The 23,459-nt window shown below is 73.3% G+C and carries 19 protein-coding genes; 6 read left to right on the top strand and 13 right to left on the bottom strand.

Translation table 11 applies throughout. From position 1 onward, the window contains the following. Window positions 1–21 precede the first annotated feature (21 nt). On the bottom strand, window positions 22–2,910 hold the full coding sequence (locus K7I03_RS10845; protein ID WP_185941866.1) for a UPF0182 family membrane protein: 2,889 nt from the start codon (window positions 2,908–2,910) through the stop codon (window positions 22–24). Window positions 2,911–3,053: 143 nt separating this feature from the next. Between K7I03_RS10845 and K7I03_RS10850 the strand changes: the two genes are divergently transcribed. After that, complete coding sequence (locus K7I03_RS10850) at window positions 3,054–3,650, top strand: PPA1309 family protein (RefSeq protein ID WP_224346991.1); 597 nt, start codon at window positions 3,054–3,056, stop codon at window positions 3,648–3,650. Window positions 3,651–3,684: 34 nt separating this feature from the next. Here K7I03_RS10850 and K7I03_RS10855 read toward each other — a convergent pair whose 3' ends face one another. The 3 genes from K7I03_RS10855 to K7I03_RS10865 all read right to left on the bottom strand — a co-directional run bounded on the left by K7I03_RS10855 (window position 3,685) and on the right by K7I03_RS10865 (window position 6,965). Next, window positions 3,685–4,773, bottom strand: coding sequence for a YlbL family protein (locus K7I03_RS10855; protein WP_185941684.1), 1,089 nt, complete (start codon window positions 4,771–4,773; stop codon window positions 3,685–3,687). 482 nt (window positions 4,774–5,255) lie between these two features. Then, on the bottom strand, window positions 5,256–5,729 hold the full coding sequence (locus tag K7I03_RS10860; protein ID WP_185941685.1) for a molybdenum cofactor biosynthesis protein MoaE: 474 nt from the start codon (window positions 5,727–5,729) through the stop codon (window positions 5,256–5,258). 111 nt (window positions 5,730–5,840) lie between these two features. After that, window positions 5,841–6,965 carry an SDR family oxidoreductase gene (locus K7I03_RS10865; protein WP_040887362.1) on the bottom strand — a complete coding sequence of 375 codons (1,125 nt, stop codon included), beginning with the start codon at window positions 6,963–6,965 and terminating at the stop codon, window positions 5,841–5,843. 203 nt (window positions 6,966–7,168) lie between these two features. On the opposite strand from K7I03_RS10865, the gene K7I03_RS10870 reads away from it, so the two are divergent. Both K7I03_RS10870 and K7I03_RS10875 read left to right on the top strand, forming a co-directional pair. Next, entirely contained in the window at window positions 7,169–8,629 is a 1,461-nt protein-coding gene (locus tag K7I03_RS10870; RefSeq protein WP_185941686.1) for a zinc-dependent metalloprotease, read from the top strand. Then, window positions 8,626–9,168: an NUDIX hydrolase gene (locus tag K7I03_RS10875; protein ID WP_185941687.1), complete on the top strand. Its 543-nt coding sequence runs from the start codon at window positions 8,626–8,628 to the stop codon at window positions 9,166–9,168. Before K7I03_RS10870 ends, K7I03_RS10875 begins: the two co-directional genes overlap by 4 nt. Window positions 9,169–9,274: 106 nt before the next feature. Here the strand turns inward: K7I03_RS10875 and K7I03_RS10880 are convergent, their stop codons facing one another. After that, entirely contained in the window at window positions 9,275–9,898 is a 624-nt protein-coding gene (locus tag K7I03_RS10880; protein ID WP_185941688.1) for a M48 metallopeptidase family protein, read from the bottom strand. Window positions 9,899–10,246: 348 nt separating this feature from the next. Between K7I03_RS10880 and K7I03_RS10885 the strand changes: the two genes are divergently transcribed. Further along, on the top strand, window positions 10,247–11,395 hold the full coding sequence (locus K7I03_RS10885) for a ThiF family adenylyltransferase (RefSeq protein WP_185941868.1): 1,149 nt from the start codon (window positions 10,247–10,249) through the stop codon (window positions 11,393–11,395). 42 nt (window positions 11,396–11,437) lie between these two features. Further along, window positions 11,438–12,802 (top strand): ABC1 kinase family protein, encoded by a 1,365-nt coding sequence (locus K7I03_RS10890; protein WP_185941689.1) that lies wholly within the window; start codon window positions 11,438–11,440, stop codon window positions 12,800–12,802. A 51-nt stretch (window positions 12,803–12,853) separates the two neighbouring features. Here the strand turns inward: K7I03_RS10890 and K7I03_RS10895 are convergent, their stop codons facing one another. The 5 genes from K7I03_RS10895 to K7I03_RS10915 form a co-directional block, all read right to left on the bottom strand. Then, on the bottom strand, window positions 12,854–13,060 hold the full coding sequence (locus tag K7I03_RS10895; RefSeq protein WP_185941887.1) for a hypothetical protein: 207 nt from the start codon (window positions 13,058–13,060) through the stop codon (window positions 12,854–12,856). A gap of 114 nt (window positions 13,061–13,174) precedes the next feature. Next, a complete protein-coding gene (locus tag K7I03_RS10900; protein WP_185941690.1) occupies window positions 13,175–13,501 on the bottom strand; it encodes a hypothetical protein in 327 nt (108 codons plus the stop codon). Continuing rightward, a complete protein-coding gene (locus K7I03_RS10905) occupies window positions 13,498–13,869 on the bottom strand; it encodes a WhiB family transcriptional regulator (protein ID WP_004937453.1) in 372 nt (123 codons plus the stop codon). Before K7I03_RS10905 ends, K7I03_RS10900 begins: the two co-directional genes overlap by 4 nt. Window positions 13,870–13,999: 130 nt before the next feature. Beyond that, the gene (locus K7I03_RS10910) at window positions 14,000–14,326 is read right to left on the bottom strand and encodes a hypothetical protein (protein ID WP_185941691.1); all 327 of its coding nucleotides are present in this window, start codon (window positions 14,324–14,326) and stop codon (window positions 14,000–14,002) included. A gap of 150 nt (window positions 14,327–14,476) precedes the next feature. Next, window positions 14,477–16,747, bottom strand: coding sequence for an ATP-dependent DNA helicase UvrD2 (locus K7I03_RS10915; RefSeq protein WP_185941692.1), 2,271 nt, complete (start codon window positions 16,745–16,747; stop codon window positions 14,477–14,479). 186 nt (window positions 16,748–16,933) lie between these two features. On the opposite strand from K7I03_RS10915, the gene K7I03_RS10920 reads away from it, so the two are divergent. After that, window positions 16,934–17,173 (top strand): mycoredoxin, encoded by a 240-nt coding sequence (locus K7I03_RS10920; protein ID WP_185941693.1) that lies wholly within the window; start codon window positions 16,934–16,936, stop codon window positions 17,171–17,173. A 67-nt stretch (window positions 17,174–17,240) separates the two neighbouring features. On the opposite strand, the gene nudC is transcribed toward K7I03_RS10920, so the two are convergent. The 3 genes from nudC to K7I03_RS10935 form a co-directional block, all read right to left on the bottom strand. After that, entirely contained in the window at window positions 17,241–18,167 is a 927-nt protein-coding gene (gene nudC, locus K7I03_RS10925) for an NAD(+) diphosphatase (protein WP_185941694.1), read from the bottom strand. Window positions 18,168–18,235: 68 nt separating this feature from the next. After that, on the bottom strand, window positions 18,236–19,651 hold the full coding sequence (locus tag K7I03_RS10930; protein ID WP_185941695.1) for a dipeptidase: 1,416 nt from the start codon (window positions 19,649–19,651) through the stop codon (window positions 18,236–18,238). Between the two features lie 48 nt (window positions 19,652–19,699). After that, entirely contained in the window at window positions 19,700–23,371 is a 3,672-nt protein-coding gene (locus tag K7I03_RS10935) for an ATP-dependent DNA helicase (RefSeq protein WP_185941696.1), read from the bottom strand. Window positions 23,372–23,459: the final 88 nt, after the last annotated feature.

A 23,459-nucleotide genomic window follows, 5' to 3' on the forward strand; every position in this document is an offset into this window, starting at 1 on the left:
CGGCGCGGGGCGGGGCATCGGCTAACCGTCGGTCCGCTTCCCCTCGTCCTGCTTGCCGGCGGGCTTGCCGTCCGCCTTCTTCTCGGCCTCCTCCTCGGCCTTGGCCAGCCGGTCGAGGGCGTCCTTCAGACTCTTCTGCGCCTTTCCGTACGCCTCCAAGTCCTTCTGCTCCAGCGCCTTCTGGCCGACGGCCCACGCGTCCTGCGCGTCCTTGACCGCCTGCTTGACCGTGGGGTTGGCGGTGGACGGACGCGTGGTGTCCGGCGGCTGCTTGCCGGTCTCGCCCTGCTGCTTGCCGAAGACCTCGTCCAGGGCCTCACCCAGGGTGTCCCTGAAGGCGATCTTCTCGCCGTAGTTGACGAGCACCTTCCGCAGCAGCGGGTAATTCGCCCTGGCACCGCGGACGTACACGGGTTCCACGTACAGGAAACCGCCGTCCAGAGGCACGGTCAGCAGATTTCCGTACTCGACCTCGGAATCACCGCCCTTGAGAAGCCTGATCAGGCTGGCGACGTCCGAATTGCTGTTGAAATTGCTCTGCGCCTGCTCGGGGCCCCAGACCGCGCCCTTGGGCTCGAGGATTCTGATCCGGCCGTAGCCGTCGCTCTTCGCGTCCGCGTCGACCGCCATGAACGCGCCCAGGTTGGGGCGGTTCTTGGGCGTGAAGGTCGTCGTCAGCGAGAACGTCTGGTCCTTCTGGTCCGGCATCCGCATGCTCAGGTAGTACGGCGGCACCGCGTTGCCCTTGTTGGTCGGGTCGTCCGGCACCTGCCAGCGCTGGCTGCCCGTGTAGAACGCCGCCGGATCGGTGACGTGGTAGCGGGCCAGCAGCTCGCGCTGCACCTTGAACAGGTCCTGCGGGTAGCGCAGATGCGCCTTCAGGTCCGTGCTGATCTCGCCCTTCGGCTTGACCGTGCCCGGGAACGCCTTCATCCAGGTCTTGAGCACCGGGTCCTCGGTGTCCCACTGGTAGAGCTTGACCGTGCCGTCGTAGGCGTCGACGGTCGCCTTCACCGAGTTGCGGATGTAGTTGACCTGGTTCTGCTGTGCGACAACGGCGCGTTGACCGGTCGTCAACGAGTCGGTGGTGGTGTCGCCCAGTGTGGTGCGGGAGGCGTACGGATAGCCGTTGGTCGTCGTATAGGCGTCCACGATCCACTGGATGCGGTGGTCCACCACGGCGGGGTAGGCGTCGCCGTCGATGGTCAGCCAGGGCGCCACCGCCTCGACGCGCTCCTTCGGCGTCCGGTTGTAGAGGATCTTGGAGCCCTTGCCGATGGCGCCCGAGTAGAGGATCTTCGGCTCGCCGAACGCCACGGCGTACGCCGCGCGGTTGACCGGGTTGGACAGCGCGACGCCGCCCTTGCCGTCGTAGCCGAAGCTCTCCTTGCCCTCGTCACCGGGCTTGTCGATCTCCTTCTGCGGCCCGCCGACGATGGAGTACTGGGTGGTCTTCTCCCCGTAGTACACGCGCGGCTCGTACGAGCCCAGGGTGCCGTCCGACTGGAAGTCCGGACCGCCGCCCTTCGGCACCGAGGTGCCCTTGGCGGTCACCGCGCCGTAGCCGTGGGTGTACTTGAAGTGGTCGTTGATCCAGTTCCGCTCGGGAATGCCCTTGATGTTGAGCTCGCGCAGGCCGATGACGGTGTCCTGCTCCTTGCCCTGCACCGTGTAGCGGTCGACGTCCAGGGTGGACGGGAACTGGTAGTAGCCGCGGTCCTGGCGCTCCTGCTGGAAGGCCGGCGAGACGATGTTCGGGTCCAGCAGCCGCAGGCTCGCGGTGGAGTTCGCCATCTCGCGCAGCTTGTTCTTGTCCTTGCCGCCGGCGTCGCTCTTGCCCGGGTACCGGTCGTCGACCTTGGTGTCGTCGATCCCGTACGCCGCCCGCGTCGCCTTGATGTTCTTGGCGATGTACGGCGCTTCCTTGGTCTGCTCGTTCGGCGAGACCTGGAACTTCTGCACGATCGCCGGGTAGAGCCCGCCGATCAGTATCGCCGAGAGCACCATCAGGCCGAAGCCGATGACCGGCAGCTGCCAGGTGCGCCGCCAGAGCGTCGCGAAGAACAGCACCGCACAGATCAGCGCGATGATGAAGAGGATCGTCTTGGCCGGCAGATAGGCGTTGGCGTCCACGTACCGCAGCCCCGTCCAGCCGTCCGCCGACCGCAGCCCGCTCGACTTCACGGCCAGCCCGTACCGGTCCAGCCAGTACGCCACGGCCTTGAGCGCGACGAACAGGCCCAGCAGGACGGACAGGTGCCCGGTGGCCGCCGCGGTGGCCCGGTGGCCCGGGCTGGTCAGCCGCAGACCGCCGTAGAGGTAGTGCACCAGGGCCGCGGCGATCAGCGACAGCACGGCCGCCGCGAAGCCGAAGCTCAGCAGGAAGCGGTACCAGGGCAGGTCGAACGTGTAGAAGGAGATGTCCTTGTGGAACTGCGGGTCCTTCTGGTGGAAGGAGACGCCGTTGATCCACTGGAGCCAGGTGCGCCACTGCCCGGCCGCGGACGCGCCCGCCACCAGACCGACCAGCGCGGTGACCGCCAGCAGGACCCACTTCTTGTACGGCGCGATGCTCATCCGGTAGCGGTCGAGGCTCTGCTGCTCGGCCGACATCGCGCTCAGCGGCGGGCGCAACCGGTGCGCCAGCCAGATGTTGAACCCCACCGCCACGGCCATCAGCAGGCCGAAGACGGCGAACAGGCCGATCTTGGTGCCGAGGGTGGTGGTGAAGACCGACGAATAGTGCACCGAGCGGTACCAGAGCCAGTCCGTCCAGAACCCCGCGAACATGACGAAGAGCATGGCCAGCGCAGCCAGCACACCCAGGGTCATCAGCAGGGTCCGGACACGCCGGGACGGTCGGCCGACTCTGATCCGTGGCCCTGTCGGGCCTCCGCCGCGGTCCGGCATCTGGAAAGCCAAGGTGCGCACCTCGAAGTTCGCTGTAAGGGAGCTGTCGATCAGGCCCTGGCGATAGTAGGACCCAGTGTGGCAACTTACCGAGGCTTTACTCGGTTCCCGATTTCGGCCCCTCTCAGGGCACGATATTGGGCATGTCCAGCAATGCCGGCTCCCCGAGCCACCCCGATCGCCCCGAAGCGGGCACGCCCCCGATGGCCGCCAGCCCGCTGACCCGCGCCGTCCTCGAGATCGACGACTACGCCTCCGGCCTCGGCTGGGACCAGCCCGCCCGGCTCTTCGCCCTCGTCGACACCGCGAAGCTCCGCACCCAGGAGCCCGCCCTGGCCGCCCAGCTCGGCCTCGACGAGGCGGCCGGCGGCGCGCCCGCCCCCTCCTACACCCCCATCGAGCAGGACGAACTTCCCGCGGGCACCGCCCTCGACGAGTTCCTCGCCACCATCGCCTGGCCGGACGCGGTGACGGGCTGCGCCCTGACCGTGGAGCGGCTGATGCTTCCGCCGTCCGCCGAGGGGGCCGTGCCTCACGGGATGAACGAGAAGCAGCTCGCCAAGTGGGTCGCGAAGCACCCGGAGCGGCAGGAGGTGCGGATGACGGTCGCCGTGCTGCGGGACGGGGCCCGCGAGTCCGCCGTCCGGCTGCGCGAGAAGGACTCGCCGACCGAGGTGCTCACCGGCCCGGACCTGGTGCCCGGCCTGGCCGAGGCGCTGGCCGCGACCTTCGCGGACTGAGCGCCGTTCCAAGGGGCCGCCCGGGACGGGGTGGCTAGCCTGCCGTGCAGCGCGGCAGGCCGGCCGCGTCCCCCTTGCGGATCTTCTCCAGGGACTTCAGCGCGTCGCCTATCGTCTCCACCTTGACGAGCGTCAGCCCGGACGGGGTGTCCTTGGCGGCGGCCGCGCAGTTGTCCTTGGGGGTCAGGAAGAACCGGGCCCCCTTGTTCCGGGCGCCGACCGTCTTCATCTCGATGCCGCCGATCGGCCCGACCTTGCCGTCGTCGTCGATCGTCCCGGTGCCGGCGACGAACTTCCCGCCGGTCAGGTCGTCCGGTGTCAACTTGTCGACTATCCCCAGGGCGAACATGAGGCCGGCGCTCGGCCCGCCGACGTCGGCCAGCTTGATGTTGATCGGGAACGGGAAGGTGTGCGCCGTCCCCGCCTGGATGCCCACGATGGCCCGCTTGTCACCGGGCGCCTCACGCGTCACCACGGTGACGGACTCCGTCCCGCGCGGCTGCCGCTTCTCCTTCTCCGCGGCGGCGGCCTCCTTGGCCGGGACGACCGTGAAGGCGACCTTCTCGCCGGGCTTGTGCCGGGTGACGAACTTCGCGACGTCACCGGGCTGCCGGACCTCGGAACCGTCCACCGTCTTGATCACGTCGCCCGCGTGCAGCGCGCCCTCGGCGGGGCTCGCCTTGACGACGGAGGCCACCACGACCCGGGTGGGAACGGGGATGTCCAGCTGCTTGAGCGCCGCCACCTTGGCGCTCTCCTGGGACTGGCTGAACTCCTCCGCGGTCTCCTGGTTGAGCTGGTCGGGAGACTTGTCGTCCGGGTAGAGCGTGCTGTGCGGGACCACCAGCTTGTCGTGGTCCAGCCAGCCGTAGACCGCCTCGATCATGTTCATCCGGTACTGCGAGCCGGTGACCCGGACCGTGGTCATGTTGAGGTGCCCGCTGGTCGGATACGTCTTGCGCCCCGAGATCTGGAGCACCGGCTCCCCGTCGTGATCGCCCAGGGTGTTCACGGTCGGCCCCGGCGACATCTCCGCGTACGGCACGGGGATCAGCACGCCGGCGCAGAGCAGCGCGATCAGGGTCAACAGGGAGGCGAGCATCGTCGCGGTGCGGCGGGGCATGGAACGACAGTACGGGACAGGTCTGACAGTCCACTTCCGGGGCGGTCCGTACGGGGCAGAAGTGCCTGCCGGGGCCCAAGTCACGCGGAATTCCGGCTCCCGGGGCCCGCCCGAACCACGTTACGCGGATCCGGCCCCGGAGTCCGAACGCTCCATGGCCTCGCGGAACTTCGCGTATCCCGCGAGCTCGGAGACATCGCCTGCCTTGCGGTTCCGGGCCGCCCAGCTTCCCCACAGGGCGGCGGCCACGGCCGCGGCAACCGGGATCAGCAACCAAGCGAGCGCCGCCATAACGGCCTCCGACCTCTTACTCCTCGCGACTTACCGATGAGCACATTAATCGTCTGCCGTCTCAACGCTCACGTCAGGGCGGGGGTTACGCAACTCGGGTGGCCCGTTCCGGGGCATCCGGACCGTCGGAGGCGGGCCCTACGCGCCCACCCGCCCACCCGTCACCCGACCACCACCCCACAACGACGGCGCTACGCGCCGACCCACTCTTCGGTTCCGTCGGAAAAGACCTGGTGCTTCCAGATCGGCACCTCGCGCTTGAGGTCGTCGATGAGGCGGCGGCAGGCCGCGAACGCCTCCGCGCGGTGTGGGCAGGAGACGGCGACGACGACGGCCAGGTCCCCGATGGTCAGCTCGCCGACCCGGTGCACCGCGGCCAGCGCCCGCACCGGGAAGTCCGCCGCCACCTTCTCGGCCACCCGCCGCAGCGCCTCCCCGGCCGTGGGGTGCGCCGAGTAGCCGAGCCCGGCGACGGAGGCCCCGCCGTCGTGGTCACGCACCGTGCCCACGAAGAGCGCGGTGCCGCCGGCGGCGGGGTCGCCCACCGCGGCGAAGACCTCGTCCAGGGAGAGCGGGGTCTCGCGGACCGCCACGAGACGCAGGGGGCCCGGATCGGGGACGGCGGGCCCGGAGGGATCTTCGTACGTACGGGACATGCGCCCCATCGTGCCGTATGCCGGCCGCCCTCCGGCCGGGCCGGGCCGCGATATTCCTACCGGCGCCCGCCCCGGAGGGCGCCGGCACCCGCGGGGTAAGCCCCCCGCCAGGAGCCCCCGCTACACCCGCCGCCGGGCCTTGCGCGCCCGCCGGACCAGGGCCGCCGTGCCCAGCAGCGCCACGGTGGCCCCGGCCGCGCCGGCCGCCGTCGCGTCCTTGCGGCCGAGCCGCCGGCCGGCGACCGTGTGCCGTCCGGCGACCTCCTCCAGCAGCTCCGCCAGGACCTCCTCGTTGGTCCAGCGCGGCCGCCAGCCGGCGGCGTGCAGCCGGTGGCCGCTGACCACCCAGGGGTGCATCGTGTACTCGAGGTCGCCCGCGGGGGACGGCGTCAGACCCAGGCGGTGCAGCCGGGAGGCCGCCCCCAGCGCCACGGCCGACGGCAGCTCCATGCGGCGGATGCCGGTGAGCTCCTCGACCTCCTCCTGCTCCAGCCAGCCGTCGCAGCCCACCGCCAGCTCGCCCTCGGCCTTCTCCAGCGCGGCGAACTCCAGGGCGCTCACCAGGTCCTCGACGTGGCAGAACTGCCACACCGGCCGGGACCCGGCCACCACCAGCAGCCGCGGCGACTCGAAGTAACGGGTCAGGGCCGTGTCCGTACCCCCGACGAGGACGGCGGGCCGCAGCACGGTGACGTTCAGCCCGGGGTGCGCCCGGGGCGCGCGGCGGGCCAGGCGTTCGATCTCCAGCAGATCGCCGACGCCGGTGGCCTCGGCGGTCGCCCGCAGCTCGGCGTCCTCGTCGAGGGGCACGTCGTTGTCGGGGTGCGCGCCGTAGACCATCGCCGAGGTGCACAGCACCACGCGGTGCACCCCGGCCGCCGCGGCGGCCGTCAGCACGGTCTGGGTGCCGCGAACGTTGTAGGCGGTGCGGGCGGCCGGATCGGTCTCCAGGTCCAGGTCGAGCGCGAGGTGGACGACGACGTCGGCGCCCCGCAGCTTCTCCGCGATCGCCGGGTCGCGGACGTCCAGGACATGCCACTGCGCCTCACTGACGTCGCCGCGGCGCTCGTCGATGGCGAGGACGTGCTTGACCTCCTCGGACGCGGCGAGCCGCCGGGTGAGCAGCGCACCGACGCCGCGGGCGGCGCCGGTGACCGCGACCACGGGCCGTCGGCCGGTCGGGCTCGTACTGTCTCGCGCGGAACCGTTTCGCGCTGCGCGAACTTCTCGGTCGGGGGAACTCACCGGGCGTCTCCAGCGGTTGTCTTCAGTACGTATGTGTCATCACCTGTGTCATGACCCGTACGTACCAGGTGACGTCCATCCTGCCGCAGGCCCCGAGCCGGTGGAGCACCAAGCCCCGATACCGGGGAGGTGTCTACGCTGGGTGGTGTTGTCGGGCATTCGCCGTCGGCCATCGCCGGCGGCCCTAGGAGCCGAGGAAACCCGTGAGTGACACCCCATTCGGATTCAATCTTCCGCCGGAGGAGCCGGAGGACGGCGACAACGGCAAGAAGAAGGGCGGTGACCAGGGTGGCCGTGGCCAGGATCCGGCGAACCCGTTCGGATTCGGTTCCGGAGCGGGCGGCGCGGACAATCCCTTCGCCGCGCTGTTCGGCGGTGGCGGGAACCCGGCCTTCGGGGGCATGAACCCCGGCGACCTGGGCGCCGCCTTCCAGCAGCTCGGCCAGATGCTCTCGTACGAGGGCGGCCCGGTGAACTGGGACATGGCCAAGGACATCGCGCGGCAGACCGTCGCGCAGGGCACCGCCGACGGCTCCAAGGACGCCAGCGTCTCGGCCGGCGAGCGGGCCGCGGTCCAGGAGGCCGTCCGGCTGGCCGACCTCTGGCTGGACGGCGTGACCTCGCTCCCGTCGGGCTCCGGCACCGCCGTGGCGTGGAGCCGCGCGGAGTGGGTCGAGGCGACCCTGCCGGTGTGGCGGGAGCTGGTCGACCCGGTCGCCGAGCGCGTCGGCTCCGCCATGGGCGACGTACTGCCCGAGGAGATGCAGGCCATGGCCGGACCGCTGCTGGGCATGATGCGCAGCATGGGCGGCGCCATGTTCGGTACGCAGATCGGCCAGGCCGTCGGCGTGCTGGCGGGCGAGGTCGTGGGCTCCACCGACATCGGCCTGCCGCTGGGCCCGGCCGGCAAGGCGGCCCTGCTGCCGGTGAACGTCGAGGCGTTCGGTTCCGGCCTCGGGGTGCCGCAGGAGGAGGTGCGCCTGTACCTGGCGCTGCGCGAGGCCGCCCACCAGCGCCTGTTCGCGCACGTGCCGTGGCTGCGCTCGCACCTCTTCGGTGCCGTCGAGGGCTACGCCCGGGGCATCAAGGTGGACACCTCCAAGCTGGAGGACGTCGTCGGCCAGCTCGATCCCACGCGGCCCGAGCAGATGCAGGAGGCGCTCCAGCAGGGCATGTTCCAGCCGGAGGACTCGCCGGAGCAGAAGGCGGCCCTGGCCCGGCTGGAGACCGCGCTGGCGCTGGTCGAGGGCTGGGTGGACGCCGTCGTGCACGCGGCCGCGGCGCCGCACCTGCCGTCCGCCGGGGCGCTGCGCGAGACGCTGCGCCGCCGCCGGGCGACCGGCGGCCCGGCCGAGCAGACCTTCGCGACCCTGATCGGCCTGGAGCTCCGCCCGCGCCGGCTGCGCGACGCGTCGCGGCTGTGGGCCTCCCTCACCGACGCGCGCGGCGCCGACGGCCGGGACGCGCTGTGGGAGCACCCGGACATGCTGCCGACCGCCGGGGACCTGGACGACCCGGACGGCTTCGTCCACCGGGAGCACCTGGACTTCTCCGAGCTCGACAAGATGCTCGGCGAGGCGGCCGGGGGCGGTCAGGACAAGGGCAAGCCGGACCTGAGGAAGGACTCCGAGGACGGCCGGGGGAACGGCGAGGACGGCGCGTGAGCCTTCGCCTTCGGGAGGACGCGGAGCGGGTGCTCAAGGAGTGGCCCGCTCCGCCCGGTGACGCGCAGCAGGAAGCGCTGCGGCTCGCGTACCTGGAGCACCTGGCCGGCCACCCGGACGGCATGTGGAAGGCGTGCCGGGACGGCCACGTCACGGCCAGCGCCCTGGTGGTGGACCCGTCCCGCGGCCGGGTGCTGCTGACGCTCCACCGCAAGCTGGGGATGTGGCTGCAGATGGGCGGCCACTGCGAGCCGGAGGACGCCACGCTGGCGGCGGCCGCGCTGCGCGAGGCCACGGAGGAGTCGGGCATCGCGAGCGGGCTGGCCCTGCTGCCGGGCGGCCCGGTCCGGCTGGACCGGCACCACACGCCCTGCGCCTGGCACTTGGACGTGCAGTACGCGGCGCTGGCGCCGGAGGGCGCCGAGGCGGCGATCAGCGACGAGTCGCTGGACCTGCGGTGGTTCGGCTACGACGAGGTGGCCTCGGTGGCCGACGCGTCGGTGGTACGGCTGGTGGAGCGGGTGCGGGCGCTGGTGTAGGCGCCGTGCCGCCGGAGTGGGCGGCGTCCCGCTCCGGTTCCGCTCTGCCTCTGCCACGCTTCCCCGGTCTCCCGGGCCTTCCCGTCCTTTCCCGCCGCCCGGGGGCTCATTCGCTGCGGGCGGCGGGGAGGTGCGGCAGCCGGCCGGCGGCGACGACACCCTCCAGGTAGCCCCGCGCGCGCTCGGTGCGCGGGTACGCCTCCAGGAGCCGCCAGAAGGCGGGCCCGTGCCCGGGGACGAGCAGGTGCGCCAGCTCGTGCAGGAGGACGTAGTCCACGACGTACTCGGGCATGCCCTGCAGCCGGTGCGAGAGGCGGATACTGCCCTCGGCGGGGGTGCAGGAGCCCCAGCGGGTGTTCTGGTTGGTGACCCAGCGGACGCTGTCGGGCCGGGCCCGGCCGCCGAGGTACTGCCCGGAGAGGCGCTCCGCCCGTTCCGCGAGCTCGGCGTCGCCGAGTATCCGCTTGCTCTCCTGGGCCGCGAGCCGGTCGAGCATCACGGACACCCACCGCTTCTCCTCGGCGTCCGACATGCGGGCCGGGATGAGGACCACCGTGCGGTCGCCCTCGCGGTAGGCGGAGACGGTTCTGCGCCGGCGCGCGCTCCGGCGGACCTCCACCGGGCGGGTCTCGGCCGCCGGGAACGCCTCCGTCCCCAGGAAGGGCGGGCCGAGCGGGCTCGGCCCGCCGCGCGGTGGTCGTGCGGCACTGTGCAGGGGGTCGACGGGCACGCCACGACGTTACCCCGTCGGCGGCGCGGGAAGTCCCGCCGTCGCCCGGCCGTCGGTGATTCCCCACCTCATCACGGCACTAGTACGACTATCAGTCCGTGCCTGTGGACAACTTCGCGCGGCCATCGGCGCCGCCGTGCATGCTGGGTCCACCGGCGGCGGACGGCGGCTCCGGCGGCGGGACGGACGGCGTGTGCCGGGCGACGAGGGGGAGCCATGGTGGGGACGGACGGCGGGTGCGGGCTCGCGGTGCTGGAAAGCACGGAGAGCCTGGACAGGACGGAGAGCGCGGACGGGGCCGGGGACGCGGTGGTCGAGGGCGCGGGCGGGGCCGAGGGGGCGCATCCGATGGTGAAGCCCGCCCTGCGGCGGGCCTGGCGCCACCGGGACGTCCTCCAGCTCGGGATGACGCGGGCTCACGCGAGGGTGGTGGGTCCGGTGGACACGGCGACGGCGTCGTTCCTCGGTCTGCTCGACGGCACGCGCGGGCTGCCGCTGCTCCGGGCGGAGGCGGCGGCCATGGGGCTCCCGGAGGGCCGGGCGGACGCGTTGGTGGAGCGGCTGTCCCGGGCCGGGGTGCTGGACGACGCGCGCGGCGGGGGCCGGGGAGGCGCCGCACTGCGGAGCCGGGGCCCCGCCCTGGAGCGGCTGCGGCCCGACCTGGCCTCCCTGTCCGTACTGCATCCGGCACCGGGGGCGGCGATGGGGCTGATGGCCGCGCGGCAGGCGAGACGGGTGCAGGTGCGGGGCGCGGGCCGGGTGGGCGCCGCGGTGGCCGCCCTGCTGTCGGCGTGCGGGGTGGGGCAGGTGGACGTGCTCGACGGCGGGTACGTCGAGCCCTGGGACGTGAGCCCCTGCGGGGTGGGCGCGGAGCGGACGGGCGAAAGGCGGGACGCGGCGGCCCGGCGGGCGGTGCGGGAGGCGGCGCCGGTGCCCCGGCCGAGGACGCGGGCGCGGGAGCGGGCGGACGGGTCCGGGGCCGGGGAGTTCGCGCCTCCGCTGGCCCTGACGGTGTTCGCGCCCCGGGACGGGGTCGCGGTGTGGGCGCCCGATCCGGCGGGGGCCCGGGAGGCGATGGCGGCGGGGACGCCCCATCTGTACGCGGGGGTGGCGGAGGCCACGGGAGTGGTCGGTCCGTTGGTGCTGCCGGGGCGGTCGGCGTGCGCCGAGTGCCTGGCGCTGGGACGGGCGGAGCGGGACGCGGCCTGGCCCCGGATGGTCGCCCAGTGGAAGTCCGGCCGACGGGCGGAGGTACCGTCTTGCGACATGGCACTGGCCACGGTCGTGGCGGGACTGACCGTGTCGTGGGCGCTCGCGTTCCTCGACGGTGGGTCCGCGGCGGGTGTGGGGGCACGCCTGGAGCTGGCTCTGCCGGGTCCGGACTGGTCACCGCGTCCGATCGAGCCGCATCCGCGGTGTCCGTGCGGCGCGGTGCGGTCCCCCGAAGGGGGTGGCGCCCGGGCGGCGGGGGCCCCGCACGGGACAATGCCCGGGTAACCGCCGTCCGCGGCCTGGCCGTTCAGCTAGTTGGAGGGGCGCATGTCTGATCTACCGCGCAAGGCGGTCGCTCGTACCGCCAAGTTGGCCGCGCTGCCCTTGGGGTTCGCCGGACGCACCGCGCTCGGGCTCGGCAAACGCATCGGCGGACGGCCGGCGGAGAAGATCGCCGCGGAGTTGCAGCAGCGCACCGCCGAGCAGCTGTTCGCCACGCTGGGCCAGCTCAAGGGCGGGGCGATGAAGCTCGGCCAGGCGCTGTCCGTCTTCGAGTCGGCGCTCCCGGAGCAGGTGGCGAGCCCCTACCGGGCGGCGCTGACCAAGCTCCAGGAGGCGGCGCCCCCGATGCCGGTGAAGTCGGTGCACGCGGCCCTGGCGGAGCGGCTGGGCGAGGACTGGCGGGACCTGTTCGAGGAGTTCGACGACAAGCCGGCCGCCGCGGCGTCGATCGGGCAGGTGCACCGGGCGGTCTGGCACGACGGGCGTGAGGTCGCGGTCAAGGTGCAGTACCCGGGGGCCGGGGAGGCACTGCTGTCCGACCTCACCCAACTGGGCCGCTTCGCCCGGCTGCTGGGGCCGCTGGTCCCGGGCATGGACATCAAGCCCCTGATCACCGAGTTGCGGGACCGGGTATCCGAGGAGCTGGACTACGGGCTGGAGGCACGCGCCCAGGCAGCCCACGCCCGGGAGTTCACCGGGGACGCGGACGTCGTCGTCCCGGACGTGGTGCACCACACCGATCAAGTCCTGGTGACGGAGTGGCTGGAGGGGGTGCCGTTGTCCGAGGTGATAGCGGACGGCACCCGGGAGCAGCGGGACCGGGCCGGGCAGTTGCTGGCGCGCTTCCTGTTCTCCGGAGCGGCTCGTACCGGGCTGCTGCACGCCGATCCGCACCCGGGGAACTTCCGGCTGCTGACCGGAGGCGCGCCCGACGGCCCGGCCGAGAAGTGGCGGCTGGGCGTGCTGGACTTCGGCACGGTGGACCGGCTGCCGCAGGGGCTGCCGCCGGAGATCGGGACGGCGCTGCGGCTGACGCTGGAGGGCGACGCGGAGGCGGTCCACGAGCTGCTGCGGGACGAGGGGTTCGTCAAGCCGGGGATCGACCTCGACCCGGGCGCGGTGCTCGACTATCTGCTGCCGATCATCGAGCCGGCTCAGGCGGAGGAGTTCACCTTCACGCGGGACTGGATGCGCGCGCAGGCGACGCGGATCGCGGACCCGCGCTCCCCCGCCTACCAGTTGGCCCGTCAGCTCAATCTGCCGCCGGCGTATCTGCTGATCCACCGGGTCACCACCAGCACCATAGGGGTGCTCTGCCAACTGGGCGCGACCGTGCGGCTGCGTGACGAGATGGAGGCGTGGGTCCCGGGGTTCGCGGCCGAGAGCCGGAGCCAGGAGACCCCCGCCTGATCGTGCGGGCCGGGGCGGGATGCCGCGGCCCGTGCGGGGCGGGCCCCGGGGTCACCACCAGGAGGAGTCGAGGCGGCCCTCGATCGCCCTGATGTTGGCCCGGGCGCAGTCGTCGCAGAAGTAGCGGCGGGCGCCGTTCTCGACGGAGCAGGTCCAGGTCGGCGGGGGGCCGTCGGCGGTGGTGCCACAGCGGGCACACATGACGGGGCCGGGGTTCTCGGGGTCCAACTGCGCTGCGTCAGGCGTCTTCTGGTCCACTCCCAGACGATATCCCCGTGAACGGCCGGTGGCCGTCCGACGCACCCCGACGCACCGAGGGGCCGGTCCGTTCGGACCGGCCCCTCGGCTCACCAAGCGTTGCCCGGCCGCCTTCTACTGCATGACGGCCATGGCCAAGGCCCTGCGGGCACGCAGCGAAGCGCGCTCGGCACGGCGCTGCATCCGGCGGGCCGTGGCGAGCCGGACGGCGGTGCGTTCCGACTCGGCCTCGCGGAGGCGCTCGTGCATATGCGCGCGGGCCAGGATTTCTGGGATGAGTTGCATTTCGAGGTTCCTGTTCTGACGCGAGACGATCGCGCCGGAGGTATCACGTACGGAGAGGGCGGAGCCGGCCGGCTCGGGGGACGGGCGCTGCATCGTCGGGTCCTGCTTCTTGGGGTCGTGCGTCACGGGGCGGTCGATGGTGCCGTGGAGGTTCATGCGGCGACCGGGTTCTTGCGCGGGCGACCACGGGGACGCTTGCGGGCCACGACGACGCCCTGGACGAAGAGCTCTCCGCCCCAGACACCCCACGGCTCGCGGCGGTCCTTCGCCCCGGCGAGGCAGGCCTCACGCAGCGGGCAGGTCTGGCAGAGCGACTTGGCGTACTCGACGTCGGCCGGGGACTCGGCGAAGAAGACCTCGGGGTCGTAGGTGCGGCACGGCACGGGGGTGCCGAGGTTCTCGATCGCGTCGTCGAGGTCGGTGAGCGCGGTGAGCGGAGCGAGGGGGGTCAAGGAGTCCTCCGTGGGGACGGGCGGGGGGATCAGGTCGGTGGCTACTGACGGGGTGTGTGCCTTGATGTGCACGGTGTGTGTTCCTCGTCTGTGTTGTCCGGCTGGTGGCCGGGCTGGGTCCCCCTGCCGGGGGGCAAACAAAAGGGCCGCGGATCCCGGTGTGGGTTCCGCGGCCCTGGAAGGTGCCGACCTGATCTGCCGATCAGGCTGGATCTCTCCAGGGTTCGAGCCCACGGAAGGCCCACATCGTGTGGTGCTGGTACTGCTTGGTCCGGGATCCGGCGCCGTCGGTCTCCGCCGCGATGGCACGGACCCGTGCCACTGCTGCCGCTTCCGCCACCTCAGGCGCCTTGGTCGGTCGCTCATTGCCCAGCACCGACTCGGAGAGCGGCAGCTTGGCGAGGGACAGACCGGTGCCCTGGACGGAACCGAACGACGGCGCGGCGATGATGCCGGCCTCAATGCCGAGGGAACGCGTGGCGAAGACCGGGCGATCGGTCATTTTGTTGCTGGTGATGAAGCTGATCATTGGTCTCGCCTCCTCTCGGCGTCTCGGGACGGGCCGTGGCCCGTCATGTTCGGTTTGAGTACAGCAGTACAGCACGGAACCAACGGATCCCGCGAGGGGCCGTTGCTTTCCTGCTCGGAAGGCTATGGGTAGGCCGTCCACGCACGCAAACTATTTTTCCGGAGATTTCTCGAGGCCCTCGTGCCGCTCCGGCTCACGGCCGGCGCAGAGGGCCAGGACGTCGGCCCCGAACCGGCCCAGCTTGCGGGCTCCCACCCCGGAGATGGCGGCGAGCTCCCCCTCCGTCTCCGGCACGGCCTCGGCGATGGCCAGCAGCGTCTTGTCGGTGAAGACGCAGAAGGCGGGCTGGCCGAGCCGCCGGGCCTGTTCGGCCCGCCAGTCGCGGAGCCGCTCGTGCAGCCCCTCGTCCAGGTCGCTGGGGCAGTCCTCGCAGCGCAGCAGCTTGATCTCGCCCGCGTCGGTCAGCGTCCGGCCGCAGACCCGGCAGCGGGCCGGCCGACGGGCCCGTGACGGGGCGCCGCCACGCGGTCCGGCGACCGGACGGCCGCGGCCGTCCTCGGAACCGTCCCCCGGACCGGCACCGGAGCCGGTTCCGAACGAGACGTGGCCGCGGGCGGACGGTGAGCTCGTGGCGCCCGGGCCCTGCGCCGGGGAGCCGGGCCGCAGGCCGTTGAGGAAGCGGCTGGGACGCCGGGAGGGCCGGCCGCCGGGCGAGCGGGAGAGGGCCCACGACAGGGTCAGGTGCCGTCGGGCCCGGGTGACGCCGACGTAGAGGAGGCGGCGCTCCTCCTCCAGCTGCTCGTCGGTCTTGGCGTAGGTGATCGGCATCATGCCCTCGGTGAGGCCGACCAGGAACACGGCGTCCCACTCCAGGCCCTTGGCGGCGTGGAGTGAGGCGAGCGTCACACCCTCGACCGTGGGGGCGTGCTGGGCCTCCGTCCGCTCCTGGAGCTCGGTGACGAGGTCGGCGAGGGTGGCGCCCGGGCGGGCGGCGGCGAAGTCCTCGGCGAGCCGCACCAGGGCGGCGAGGGATTCCCAGCGGTCGCGGACGGCACCGGAACCGGCGGGCGGTTCCGTGGTCCAGCCCCGGGTCGAGAGGACGGCCCGCACCTGGGCCGGCAGGTCCTCGGCGCCGGCCAGCTGCGGATCGGTGCCACCGCCCGCCCGGGCGGCGCCGCGCAGCAGGATCTGCGCCTCGCGCACCTCGGGCCGTTCGAAGAACCGCTCGGCGCCGCGCAGCTGGTAGGGCACGCCGACGTCCGCGAGCGCCTGCTCGTAGACCTCGGACTGGGCGTTGATCCGGTACAGCACGGCGATCTCGCTCGCGGGCACCCCGGAGGCGATGAGGTCGCGGACCCGGCGGGCGACGCCCTCCGCCTCGGCCGGCTCGTCGGCGTACTCGGCGTAGGCGGGCTCGGGGCCGCGCTCGCGCTGGGAGACGAGCTCCAGGCGGTGCTCCGCGGCCTTCCCGCGGGCCTGGGCGAGCAGCCCGTTGGCCAGGTGCACCACCTGCGGTGTGGACCGGTAGTCGCGGACGAGCCGGACGACCGTGGCCCGGGGGTGGCGGGAGCGGAAGTTCAGCAGGTGGTCCGGGGTGGCGCCGGTGAAGGAGTAGATGGTCTGGCTGGCGTCGCCGACCACGCAGAGGCTGTCCCTGTCCCCCAGCCACAGGTCCAGCAGGCGCTGCTGAAGGGGGCTGACGTCCTGGTACTCGTCGACCACGAAGTGCTGGTACTGCCGGCGGACGGTCTCGGCGATGTCCTGCCGGTCCTGGAGGACCGCCACGGTGAGCAGCAGGACGTCCTCGAAGTCGATCACACCGCGCTCGCGCTTGAGCTGCTCGTAGATCCCGTAGATCTTGGCGGTCTCCGCCGGGTCGCGCGGGGCGTCGCGGCCGGCCTTGACGATGGCGGCGGGGTAGTCCTCGGGGACGGTCTGGGTGACCTTGGACCATTCGATCTCGGACGTCACGTCCCGCAGCTCGTTGCGGTCCAGCCGGATCCGGCAGCGGGCCGCCGCCTCCGCGACGATCTGCACCTTGCGCTCGGCCAGCCGGGGCAGCTCGCCGCCCACGGCCTTGGGCCAGAAGTACTGGAGCTGGCGCAGCGCGGCCGAGTGGAACGTCCGGGCCTGCACCCCGGCCGCGCCGAGCTGCCGCAGCCGGCCGCGCATCTCGCCAGCCGCCCGGTTGGTGAAGGTGACGGCGAGCACACTCGTGGGCTGGAACACCCCGGACCGCACGCCGTACGCGATCCGGTGGGTGATCGCGCGCGTCTTGCCCGTACCGGCACCCGCCAGCACGCACACCGGCCCGTCCAGGGCGGTCGCCACCGCGCGCTGCTCCGGGTCGAGCCCGTCGAGCACGGCGTCGGCGGTCTCCGGCACCTGAGGGAAGAGAGGGGAGTGCGTTGCTGCTGTCACGCAGCCATGCTGCCAGGTCCGCGGAGGCGACCGGGAACGTTGTCCACAGGCGAGGCCCCGCGGTCATACCATCACTCCGGCGACAGCCCGGCGCGGGCGCGCGTGCGGGGCGGGAATGGTAGGAGAGGGGCGCACGTTCTACCACCGGAGCTTCGCTCCCCCAGCTCGCCTGCAGAAGGAGTCCCGATGTCCGCCGTGACGATGTACAGCACCACCTGGTGCGGCTACTGCCGCCGTCTGAAGAGCCAGATGGACCGCGAGGGAATCGCGTACACCGAGGTGAACATCGAGCTCGACCCCGAGTCGGCCGCCTTCGTGGAGAAGGCCAACGACGGCAACCAGACGGTCCCGACCGTCCTGTTCCCCGACGGCTCGACGCTGACCAACCCCTCCCTGGCCCAGGTCAAGGCCAAGATCGGCGCCTGACGGCAGCCGGCTCGGTCCATGGGAAGGCCCCCGCCGCGGCGGGGGCCTTCCCATGCTCCGGCTCGTCCTACGGCAGCGGTTCGCCGTACCAGAGTTCGACGAGGCGGGCGGCGATGGAGATGCCGGTGGGGGGCAGGACCTCGCCGGAGGCGAAGGCGGCGCGGAGGTCGTCGCGGGAGAACCAGCGGGCCTCGTGGATCTCCTCGCCGTCGACCTGGATCTCCGGGGAGGTGGCGCGGGCGAGGAAGCCGAGCATGAGGCTGGAGGGGAAGGGCCAGGGCTGGCTGGCGACGTACTCGACGTCGCCGACGACGACGCCGGCCTCCTCGGCGACCTCGCGGCGGACGGCCTGCTCGATGGACTCGCCCGGCTCGACGAAGCCGGCGAGGGTGGAGAAGCGGCCCTCCGGCCAGTGCATCTGGCGGCCGAGCAGAGCGCGGTCCTGGTCGTCCGTCACCAGCATGATCACTGCCGGGTCGGTGCGCGGGTAGTGCTCGGCGCCACAGGCCGGGCAGCGGCGGATGTGGCCGGCGGCGGCGATGACCGTACGCTCGCCGCAGCGCGAGCAGAAGCGGTGGAGGCGCTGCCAGTTCTCCAGGGCGACGGCGTGGACCAGCAGCCCGGCGTCGCGCGGGGAGAGCAGCAGGCCCGCCTCGCGGAGGCCTGCGGGCCGTGCGGACTGGTCCATGCGGCCGGGCAGGCTGTCCTTCTGGAGGGCGAAGTAGGCCACCCCGTCCTCGTCCTGGCCGAGGAAGTAGCGGTGCGTCTCGGTGGGCGGCGCGTCGAACGCGGGCGTCATCACCAGTTCCGTACGGCCGTCCGGGGTGTCGTCGATCAGTGCCTGACCGCCGGAGACCACGAACACGCGGGTCGACGGGTGGCTCCACGCCGCCGACAGCCACGCCTCGTCCAGCCGGTGGTGCGCGGCGCGGTCGATGCCGCTCGATCCGCTGAGCGTGATGCGGTCGGCGGCGAAATCGGTCCTGGTGGTCACGGCTGCTTCCAACTCCCCCTGGTGGTGATGGCGGTGGTGCGTGTGGTGCGTCATGGGCCCGGGCCGGTTCAGCCGGCGCGGCGGGTCCAGGACGTGTCCCCCGTGGCGAGGTCGTCCCAGAGGTGGGCGGCGGTCTCCACGCCCTTCATGAGGAGGTCGAGCTCGACCTTCTCGTTCGGCGCGTGCCAGCCGTCGGAGGGCACGGAGATGCCGAGGAAGAGGACGGGGACGCCCAGGACGTCCTGGAGGTCGGCGGCCGGTCCGGAGCCGCCCTCGCGGGTGAAACGGACCTGCTGCCCGAAGGCGCGGCCCATGGCGCGGGCGACGGCCTGGAGGGCGGGGTGGTCGAGCGGCGTCAGACAGGGACGGGTGGCGCCCGTGAACGTGAGCTCGTGGCGGATGCCGGCCGGGAGACGGGCGGCCACCCAGTCCCGGACGGCCTCCTGTACGGCGTCGGTCTCCTGGCCCGCGACCAGGCGGAAGGACAGCTTCAACTGCGCGGAGGACGGGACGATCGTCTTGCCGCCGGGGCCCTGGTAACCGCCGGCGATGCCGTTGACCTCGGCCGTCGGGCGGGCCCAGACGCGCTCCAGCGTGCTGTAGCCGGCCTCGCCGAGGGTGGCGTGCGAGTGCGCCCCGCGCGTCCAGCGCTTCTCGTCGAAGGGCAGCTCCGCGAAGAGCTCGCGCTCGCGGTCGGTGAGCTCGACGATGCCGTCGTAGAAGCCGGGGATCGCGACGCGGCGGTCCTCGTCGTGCAGCGCGGCGGCCAGCCGGGCGGCCTCGGTGGCCGGATTGGGCACGGCGCCGCCGAACGCGCCGGAGTGGATGTCCTGGTCCGGCCCGTACAGGTCGACCTGGCACTCCACCAGGCCGCGCAGGCCGGTGCAGACGGTCGGGGTGTCCTCGGCCCACATGCCGGTGTCGGAGACGATCACGGCGTCGCAGGCGAGGCGGTCCGCGTGCGCGCGGAGGAGGTCGGGGAAGTTCGGCGAGCCGAACTCCTCCTCGCCCTCGATGATCAGCTTGAGGTTGACGGCGGGGGCGGTCCGGCCGGTGGCCGCCAGGTGGGCGCGCACCCCGAGGGTGTGGAAGAACACCTGGCCCTTGTCGTCGGCGGCACCGCGGGCGTACATCCGGCCGTCCTTGACGACCGGCTCGAACGGCTCGGTGTGCCAGCCGTCCTCCCGGGCGGCCGGCTGGACGTCGTGGTGTCCGTAGACGAGGACCGTCGGCGCGCCCTCGTCACCGGAGGGCCACTCGGCGAAGACGGCCGGGGCGCCGGCGGTCTCCCAGACCTCGGCGACCGGGAAGCCGGTCGCCCTGAGCCGGTCCGCCAGCCAGTCCGCGCTGCGGCGTACATCGGCCGCGTGGCCGGGGTCGGCCGACACGGAGGGGATGCGCAGCCACTCGGCGAGGTCGTCGAGGAAGGCGGCGCGGTGCTGCTGGATGTACGCGCGGACGGCACTGTCCGGGGTGTCGCTCATGACGTCGAGCCTAGCCGGACACGGGCCGTGACCGGGACCGGGTTTGTCTCACTCACCCTCCCCGGCACCCTCCCCCATCAGGATCCTCTCCAGGGCCGCCCGGTCCGGCAGCCCCGTCGGGCGGACCACGCGGCCGTCGCGGACGTGGACGAAGGCTGCGGAGACGGCCGACGGCGGCAGGCCGTGCCGCTCGGCCCAGGCGAGGCGGTAGACGGCGAGCTGGAGGGGGTCGGCGGTGCCGTCCCGGCCGGTCTTCCAGTCGACGATCTCGTAGGCGGTGCCGTCGGCTTCGTCCTCGGTCCGGTAGACCGCGTCGATCCGGCCGCGGATCACCCGGCCCGCGAGGGTGATCCGGAACGGCGCCTCCACCCGGTACGGCGTGCGGTGGGCGTACGGGGTGCGTTCGAACGCCGCCTTGAGCTCGGCGAGGTCGCGCTCGTCGGCGATTTCGGTGTCATCGGTCTCGTCCTCGTCGATCCCGCCGGTCAGTTCGTCCTGGCCCGGGAACGGCAGAGTCAGCGCCTCGAAGCGGGACTCGACCCAGGCGTGGAAGCGGGTGCCGCGGCGGGCGGCGGGCCGCGGCGGGCGGGGCATCGGCCGGGCCAGCTCGCTCGCGAACCCGTCGGGGTCGGCGGCGAGCCGGACGAGCTGCGACGCGGTCAGGGACGCCGGCAGCGGCACCTCGTGCACCGTCGCGCGGGCCCTGCGGAGCTCGCCCGCGAGGGCGTCCAGGTCGCGGTCCCAGGAGGTGACCAGGCGGGACTCCTCGGGGGTGAGGGTGGCGCGGGGCGCTTTTCGGGGTGGGGTGCCCGGGGCGGGGAGCCGGTGCTCGTCGGTTGAGGCGGGGGTGCCCTGCGGGCGGCTGTGCCCCAGTCCCGCCCCTTCGCCGATTCCTGGGGGCGAGCCCCCAGCCCCCCGAAGCGCGCTGCGCGCGCTGTCCAGGGGGCCGACGGTCGTCCCCGGCGCAGCGGAGGCCCGCTCGTGCCGGGGAGCCGGGACGGCGGGTGCGGGGCGCTGTGACGGATCAGGCGCCGGTGCTGCGGGCACCTCGGTGGTGTCGGGCGCAGGTGCCGTCGGGCGGGTGGTGGTGAGGGTGTCCCAGTCCGCCAAGGCGGCGTCGTCCTCGTGCGCGAGATCCGCGTACGCCTCGTCGGCGTCCGCGAACGCCTCCTCGTCCTCCTCCGGCGGAGGCGGCCACTCCGGGTCGTGGGCCGGCTCCGGCGCCGGGGCGGGGCCGGGGAGGCGGCCCAGGCGGGCGCGGACGGCCGCGGCGGCCTCGCGGCGGCGGGTGAGGGAGTCCGGGTCCAGGGGCAGCGGCCAGGCACGGTCGGTCTCGGCCGCGTCCAGGGCGGGGTTGGTGGCGCCCTCCTCCGGGGGGTCGGCCCACACCTCGGTCTCGCCGTGCCCGGCCTCGCAGTGCTCGCGCAGGGCGTGGAGGAAGGCGGACGGGCCGCGGGGCCGCTTCTGCTCGGGGCCCCACCAGTGGCCGGAGGCGAGGAGGAGGGAGCGGGGACGGGTGAAGGTGACGTAGCCGAGGCGCAGTTCCTCGGTGGCCTGGTGGTCCTTCATGGCGGCCTTGAAGGCGGCGATGCCCTTGCCGTCCCAGGCGGGAACCTCGGGGAGGGTGTCGGCGTCCCCGCGCAGGGCGTGCGGGAGGACGCGGGCCTGGGAGGTCCACGCGTCCCGCGCCTGCTCGCTGGGGAAGGTCTTGGCGACGAGCCCGGGGACGGCGACGACGTCCCACTCCAGGCCCTTGGACTTGTGGGCGGTCAGGACCTTGACCGTGTCCTCGGCGCCGGGGAGGGAGCTGTCGAGCCCCTTCTCGTACTGGACGGCGGTGCGCAGGAAGCCGAGGAAGGCGAGCAGGCCGGCGTCGCCGTCCAGGCCGGCGAAGCCGGCGGCGATGTCCAGGAACTGGTTGAGGGTCTCCCGGCGGCGGGCCGCCAGCGCGTGCGGCGAGGCGGAGAGCTCGACCTCCAGGCCGGTGGTGGCGAGCACCCGGTGCAGGACGTCCATCAGGGGGTCGGCCAGGCTCCGTCGCAGATCGCGGAGTTCGGTGGCGAGGCGGGCGAAGCGGATCCGGGCCTCGGCGGAGAACGGCAGGCCGTCGTCGGACGCGTCACCGGTGAGGAAGGTGTCGAGGGCGTCGGCGAGGGAGATCACCTCGGCCGGGTCGCGGCCCTCCACGGCCTCGGCGAGCCGCCGCTCGGGGTCCGTGCCGGCGCTGCCGTACGGCACCAGGGTGCGGGCGCGGCGGCCGAGGAGGGCGAGGTCGCGCGGCCCGATGCGCCAGCGGGGGCCGGTGAGGAGACGGACGAGGGACGCGTTGGCGGTGGGGTCCTGGAGGACCTCGCAGACGGCGACCAGGTCGGCGATCTCGGGCAGGTGGAGCAGCCCGGAGAGGCCGACGACCTCGACCGGGACGTCCCGTTCGACCAGCGCGCCCTGGATCCGGGCGAAGTCGGCCGCCGTGCGGCACAAGACGGCGACGTCGCCGGGACGGGTGCCGGTGCGCACGTGGTGGGCGATGACGTCGGCGAGCCAGGCCAGCTCCTCGGCCTGGGTGGGCAGCAGCGCGCACCGCACGTACCCGTCCCGCTCGGCGCCGGGCGCGGGCCGCAGCGCCTCGACGCCCTCGTGGAGGGCGCGCAGGGGCGCGGCGAGGCCGTTGGCGAGGCGGAGGAGCCGGCCGCCGCTGCGCCGGTTCTCGCTGAGGGCGTGGCGGGCGGCGGGGCGGCCGTCGGCGTGCGGGAAGTGGCGGGGGAACTCGTCCAGGTTGGCGACGGAGGCGCCGCGCCAGCCGTAGATGGCCTGACAGGGGTCGCCGACGGCGGTGACCGCGTGGCCCGTGCCGCCGCCGAACAGGCCGGCGAGCAGCAGCCGTTGGGCGACCGACGTGTCCTGGTACTCGTCGAGGAGGACGACGGAGAACTCCTCGCGGAGGATCCGGCCGACCTCGGGGCGGGTGCGGGCGAGCTCGGCGGAGAGGGCGATCTGGTCGCCGAAGTCGAGGAGGTCGCGGCGGCGCTTCTCCGCGCGGTACGCGGCGACCAGGCCGGTGAGCTCGCGCCGGGCGCGCGCGGTCTCGGGGACCTTGCGCAGGTCGGCGTTGGTGAGGCGGGCGCCGTCGAGGTCCTTGAGGAGGGCCTCGTCGTGGGCCAGCAGCTCCTCCGGCTCGACCAGGTGCTCCGCGAGCTCGGCGTCGAGGGCGAGGAGGTCGGCGACGAGGTCGGCGAACGGGCGGGTGAGGGCCGGGTGCGGGCCCGGGGAGGTGCGCAGGACCCGGGCGGCGAGCTGGTAGCGGGTGGCGTCGGCGAGGAGGCGGGCGGTGGGCTCCAGGCCGATGCGCAGGCCGTGCTCCTTCAGGAGGCGGCCGGCGAACGCGTGGTACGTGGAGATCCGCGGCTCGCCGGGCCCTTCCTCCTCCGTGGCCTCGCCGGCCGTCACCCCGGCGGCGGCGAGCGCCTTGCGGACGCGCTCGGCGAGCTCGCCGGCGGCCTTGTTGGTGAAGGTGAGGCCGAGGACGCGCTCGGGGGCGACCTGGCCGGTGCCCACCAGCCAGACGACGCGGGCGGCCATCACCGTCGTCTTGCCCGACCCGGCCCCGGCCACGATGACCTGCGGGGCGGGCGGCGCGGTGATGCAGGCCGTCTGCTCCGGGGTGAAGGGGATGCCGAGGAGCTCCTTGAGCTGCTCGGGATCGGTCAGGCGCGGGGTCACGTCACAAACGGTAACCGGGGGCACTGACAAGCAGCGCCGGCCGGCCTTCCCGATCTTGTACGGGGACGGCGGCCGGCCGGGTTGGGCG

It is taken from the genome of Streptomyces mobaraensis, from assembly GCF_020099395.1.
Taxonomy (GTDB): Bacteria; Actinomycetota; Actinomycetes; order Streptomycetales; family Streptomycetaceae; genus Streptomyces.